Below are 5,501 nucleotides of genomic sequence, written 5' to 3' on the forward strand. Positions count from 1 at the left end.
GGGACGCGGTGCGGCTGAGTGGCATGCGCCAGCGGCACCTCTTCCTCTCCCTGGGAGTGGAGGCCTTCTCCTGGGGCCGGGTGGACGTGGACGGGCGGGTGGAGGCGCAACTCCTCCACCGGGACTTCAGCCTGGGCGTCGGCGGGCTGGCGACGGCCATGGGCCAGTCGGGAGCGCGCTACGTCGTCTCGGGGGAGGCCCGGTGGCGCTTCCTGGGAGGCAACCTCTACGCATTGGGGCAGGGTGGCACGCTGTTGTTTCCCATGCCGGAGGGGACGCTGCGGCCGGGGGCCTTCGCGGCCGTGGGGCTGGGGGTGGACAATGCGCGCTGAGCGACTGCTGCGCGGCGGAGCCGGCCTGGTGCTGGCCCTGGCACTCCTCACATCGGGGTGTGCCTCGCTGCCCTCTCGGGCGGGCCCTGGGGGCACCCTGGCTGTCGTCTCGGCCTCGACACCCATGACGGCCTTGGGGCGCGCTGCCGTCGCGAGTCTCCCCGAGGACGACGCCCACGAGGACTTCGACGACGAGCAGTCCGCAGCCGGACCGCTTCTGCACCGCCGCCGGGCCACGCCGTCTCCCCCGAATCCCGGCGGAGGCGAGACGGCACCCCTGCGAGTGGTGGGGGCCCTGGCAGGTGTGTGCGGGGACGTCCCCTCGGGGTGGCCGCGCCTGGACTCGGAGGACGAGGTGCTGGCGCCCTTCCTGGCGTGCACCACGCCCGCAGCCTTCCTGGCCTTGCAGCGCCAGGCGGACATGCCCCGGCTGGTAGAGGCCCTCTCGGACTGGAACGCCGTCCGGCTGGGCGCCCTGGGCCCCTTGGAGACCCAGGGCGCCCGTGTCCTCCTCCAGAAACGCGCGGCCTTCCTCGCCACCGCCGTCGAGAAGCACGGCCTGGCCAAGGCGGAAGTCCTCGCCCTCTTCGTCCTGCACACCTCTCACGACGATGAGGTGCGACAGTTCTTGCGCCTGTTGGCCGAGGACAAGCTGCTGAGGCGCGCCCTGGGGGCCATGGAGGTGGTGCGCGAGGAGCTGAAGCAGCGGGGCATGGCCCTCACCGACTTCCCGGAGCGGGACTTCCGTGCTGGCGACATCGCGCGGGGGCTGGAGCGGGCCGCGGATGACGTCAGGGCCTCCATTCCAGTCGTCGGTGGGCTCCGGGGCGTGGAGGCGTCCTACCTGCCCGCGCAGCTCCCACCGCTCTACCAGGATGCATACCAGGAGGTGGAGAACGCCCAATTCCTGGGGGCCTTCGCGCCCAGCAACGTGGCCCTGGCGTCCTTCGACCACCTCACCTTCGGGGTGCCGCTGGGCTTCTACCACTTGGTGGCGGGGACGGCGCAGGGCGGGGCCTCTCTCGCCAAGGGGGAGTACGAGGAGGCCACGCGGCAGTTGGCGCCCGCGGCCCTCATGGTGGGCCTGTACGCGGGAGGGAAGGGGGCGCGCGCGCTTCGTGAAGCTGGCGTCTCACGGCTGGAGCGCGCTCGCCTCCAGGCGGTGGTGTCCCGCGTGGAGTCGCTGAAGGCTGTGCTGGAGAGGTTGGAGGCGCGAGTCGGGGAGAGCGTCGTGGGAGAGTTGGCCCGCTACCTCCAGCAGGACCGGGACGCAGCCATTCTGGTGGCGGAGTGGGGCGAAGCCGGCGCGCTGGCTCTCTACGAGGCACGAGGCAACGTTGTCCAAGCACAGGCCACATTGGCCGTACGGTACCGAGAGCCCCCGAATGCCGCGTCCACCGGAGCGGGCTCCGGGAGAAAGGGCGGTACTCGGCACTCCATGCCACCCGAGGCGGCTGGGCTCTCTGCCGAGGTGGCGGAGGCGAAGTTCAAGCAGTTGGAGGCGGAGTTCCCGGGAGAGCGCCTGTCGATGGAGGTGGCGGAGCTGACGAAGCACCGCGAGGCTCTGCGGAGGGCTGCTCCAGCCGAAGTCACCGCGGAGCCACTCTGGGCCGACTACGTGGCGTACCTGGAGACGAGGGCTGCGGAACTCCAGCAGGGAATTGCGGAGAAGGGGCCTCTGAAGTGGGCCGGCTATCAACTTCTTCGTGACAGGTACGCCCGGGGCTTGACCTTCGAAAAGAAGATGGTCGCTCTTCTGGAGGCGGACGCGGCCTTGCCGCGGGCGAAGCGGCGCTGGCTCAAGGACTTCGACCGGCCCCGCATCGCGACGCACGTAGGGGTTGCGAAGGCGGACCTACGCTTCGCGGACGTGCTCGTCATCGAGGAGGGCCCCTCTGCGGGCCCTCAGCCCCGTGTGGAGACGTTCAGCTTCAAGAGTAGGGACCTCGCGCAGATGAAACCAAAGGAGTTGACCGCGCAGATGACTGCGGACGCTCGCGACGCCCTGCGGTATTACGGAGAGACACTGAACATTCGCCGCCCCGGGATGGAGATGGAAACACAGATCCAGAGGGTCAGTCTCATATACGAGGGGGGCGACATGAAGCCTGTCGATTTGGGGATATGGAGAACGGCGGCAGAGCACGTTGAGAATAGGATCAATGGAGTGGAGGTGTCGCTTCAATGAAGGTGCTTGAATTTCAAGAGTTGGGCGCGGCGGACCGGCTTAGGCTTTCATTCGAAGGCACCTTCAATCCCCATGCTGACCTACAGGCGGAATTGGAGCCACTCTTCCATGCACTCGAGGTGCATGCTGGGGAGTGGATGCCGGACGTTGTCGAGGGTAAACGGCGACGAAAGTACTCCCGCGCCGCCGTCTGGAAGGCTCTGGAGGAAGAGCGCGACGAAAGCAGTACGACCATCGGTCTCTATCGAACGAAGGCGCCTGCGCTGGATATTACGCTTCGGCTTTGGTTCCCGCCTCTCCCGCAGAGGCTGCACATTTGGATTGCGGTTCAGCCGATGTCATTCTTCACGGACACGGAAAGCTGTCGCGAATTCGTGGATATGGTCCGTACCTGGGCCGGCCGGTATCCAATCACCTATGCCATGGCTAATAGCTTGGCCGATGACCAGATGTCTGGCGCTCCCGACTTCGGCCGCGATGAGAGAACTTCGCGAAGAGACGGATTCGATAAGATCTATGAGGTGTGCTGGCTGAACGTCTTCGGCCCGAAGTTGGTGGAGACCGTAGGTCGCGAGCGAATGCTTTCGACTCCTGCACACCGAGTTGAAGAACTCCCCAGCGGTTCCATTCTTCTGGTGACGTGGCCCATCGCGGCAGGTTTCTCAAGCGACGAAGCGCGCGTGGCCCAGGCCCGTGCCCACGTCCACCTGCGGCCTGACCTCGACTTCGACACGGTGCTTCGCACGCTGCGCGAGCGCAGTGCGGCACTGGCTCCAGTGGAGCCCAGCTTTCATCCGGACTTGGCACCTCTACTTTCGCGGGTGGTGGAAAGGGCTCCCATCAGCGAGCGGCAACGGAGGATTGCCGAGCTTAACGCCTTCCGGCCGCCCGAGCCGGAGGAGTGGCTCCCAGCCGCCCTTCCTCCGGACGTGGAGAATCCGGAGCGTGTCCTCGAATCCTACGGAGACTTGTCCGAAAGTCTCGTGGCAGCACTGCACACCAAGGTGCCCTCCATCATGGACGAGACGGCCGAGTCCCTCACGGACCTGGACTTCTACTTCTGGCGGGAGAACTTCCCGGAGCGGTACACGCGCGAACTCATCGACAGTCACACAGCTCCGGCGCTGGGGGGCTACCTCGGGGACGTGCTGGTGCGGCGGTTGGGTGGGACGTGGGTGCTGCGGGCGAAGAAGGAGGAGTCCCAGGTGCGTGTTGGCAAACGCGTATGGCTGCCCTTCCTCCGTGCGCGCCGGTACATGCAGTCGCGCGAGTCGCTGTTGGAGTACTCGCTCACCCAGTTCTTCAAGGAGGCGGAGCGGTACCGGCACTGATGGGCGAGGGGAACGGAGAGAGTGGCTGGCTTCGCATTCTATTTCTGATGTCTGGGCGCGGATAGTTGGAGTCAGTAAATGGGCATATTCATCGACTACGTCTCCCTCGCGGGTCTCCCACCAATGGAACTCGTTCGGGACAAGGTATGCGAGAGGCTGAGGTGCCAAGTGGAGTTGGTTTGGCACTCCGCAGGTTTCCACATCGAGGTGAAGCGCCGCATCCGCGGTGTCGGCGCCTTCCCGGACCGCGCCAGCGCCTTGCGCCTCATCACCGCCGTCGCCCTCGAAGTCACCGGCGTCTGGGACGACTGCCGCTACCTCGACATGTCCCTGCTCAACTCAACCCCAGACATTGCCGCTGCTTGACGCCGCCGAGGAGCCTTCCTCCTCCGAACCCCTCCGGACCAACTACACAAGATTCGGGACTTGACCGGAGGTACGAGCCTTCCTTCCCCCGGCGAGGCAGCTGGCGCACTGGCGCCCGCAACTCGTTCGCGACCGCCGGTTTCGCGGCAGTCAAGAGGTGCCGGCTATTGGCAAGTGCGACGCACTAAGTCGACATCGTGAGAGCGGAATTAGGAGGTTGTTGTTGGCGCGTTCGCAACTCTCGTGCTTAGGTTTCGAGTGTAGGCCGGCGTCGACTTTCGCGTGAGGCTAATTTGGAAATTCTCAATAGCTTGGAGGTTCGCTGGTTCTTTGATAGCAACCATCCTGCTGCTTCTGTGACGCGGGACTGGTTTGGTTCGATCTCGACGGAGGGGAGACGCGTTGACTACTACCTTGCAACGGACCGTGGTGACATAGGGTTCAAGGCCCGGGTCGTCGAAGGGCAGCCGGTCAAGGTGGAGACCAAGTACCTGTTGGGCTCGCTCGGCGCAGTACACCTGTCTAATGGAGTCGTCGGAAATCTTGAGCGCTGGAGAAAGCTCTCTCTAACACTTGAAGACTCCCTTCTGATGCGAGACGGGATTTGGCTTGCCGTCGAGAAGGAGAGGCGCCTTCGCAAGTTCGCCTTCGAAGACGGTACTACGCGTGAGGTTCTGAACACCGCGAGGCCTGTTGCAGGCTGCGGGGTCGAACTTACTCGGCTCCATTGTCGAAGTAGTGAGCAGGCTGCCCCCATTGAGGGGTGGACGCTGGGGCTTGAGGCATTTGGTCCTGAAGCAACTCTGCTCGAGATTCTTCAGGGGGCATGCCGCGAAGCATTTGCCTCCTGTCCGCAAATCGCCCTCGGCAAGGCCTGTTCAGCGAGTTACCCCGAATGGGTGAGGTTGCGAGTTGGCGCAACGTGAACTCTCATGCCGTGCGGCTCACCCTTTGTAGTCACGGGCACCGGCTTGATGACGGGGCCCGTGCCCAAGAGCCCCGGACGCGCTGCTCCCCATGCCCGCGCCACCAGTAAGGCATGGCCTTCTCTTTTCCTCGGATCTCGACAAGCTCTCCAATCTCGACCCTTCGACCTTGTCCTCCGAGTCTGGGTTCATCTACGTCGTGCCCCACCTTGACGCTGAGGACCGCTGAACCTACAGCGGTGATCACGGCGGTTGAGGTGGGTAGTCGCAGAAAGAGAACCAAGCGGCTGCGTCCTGCGGCAGCACGGTCGAGAGTGCCTCGCGCATGGCCTGAATGAGAGCGGCATGGGTTCGTGCG

At 64.9% G+C, this 5,501-nt stretch carries 3 protein-coding genes and 2 pseudogenes; all 5 read left to right on the forward strand.

Annotated features, from left to right (window positions below):
• A pseudogene (locus D7X32_RS42975) lies at positions 1 to 332 on the forward strand (hypothetical protein); the annotation flags it as partial.
• Positions 322 to 2,520, forward strand: a complete 2,199-nt coding sequence (locus D7X32_RS42980; protein WP_120608275.1) for a hypothetical protein — start codon at positions 322 to 324, stop codon at positions 2,518 to 2,520. The pseudogene D7X32_RS42975 and the gene D7X32_RS42980, both read left to right, overlap by 11 nt.
• Positions 2,517 to 3,851 carry a hypothetical protein gene (locus tag D7X32_RS42985; RefSeq protein WP_120608276.1) on the forward strand — a complete coding sequence of 445 codons (1,335 nt, stop codon included), beginning with the start codon at positions 2,517 to 2,519 and terminating at the stop codon, positions 3,849 to 3,851. The genes D7X32_RS42980 and D7X32_RS42985 overlap by 4 nt, the downstream gene beginning before the upstream one ends.
• A 198-nt stretch (positions 3,852 to 4,049) precedes the next feature.
• Positions 4,050 to 4,217 (forward strand): annotated as a pseudogene (locus tag D7X32_RS42990) (transposase); the annotation flags it as partial.
• A 293-nt stretch (positions 4,218 to 4,510) separates the two neighbouring features.
• The gene (locus D7X32_RS45205) at positions 4,511 to 5,143 is read left to right on the forward strand and encodes a hypothetical protein (RefSeq protein ID WP_147450495.1); all 633 of its coding nucleotides are present in this window, start codon (positions 4,511 to 4,513) and stop codon (positions 5,141 to 5,143) included.
• Positions 5,144 to 5,501: the final 358 nt, after the last annotated feature.

This window comes from Corallococcus carmarthensis (assembly GCF_003611695.1).
Classification (GTDB): domain Bacteria; phylum Myxococcota; class Myxococcia; order Myxococcales; family Myxococcaceae; genus Corallococcus; species Corallococcus carmarthensis.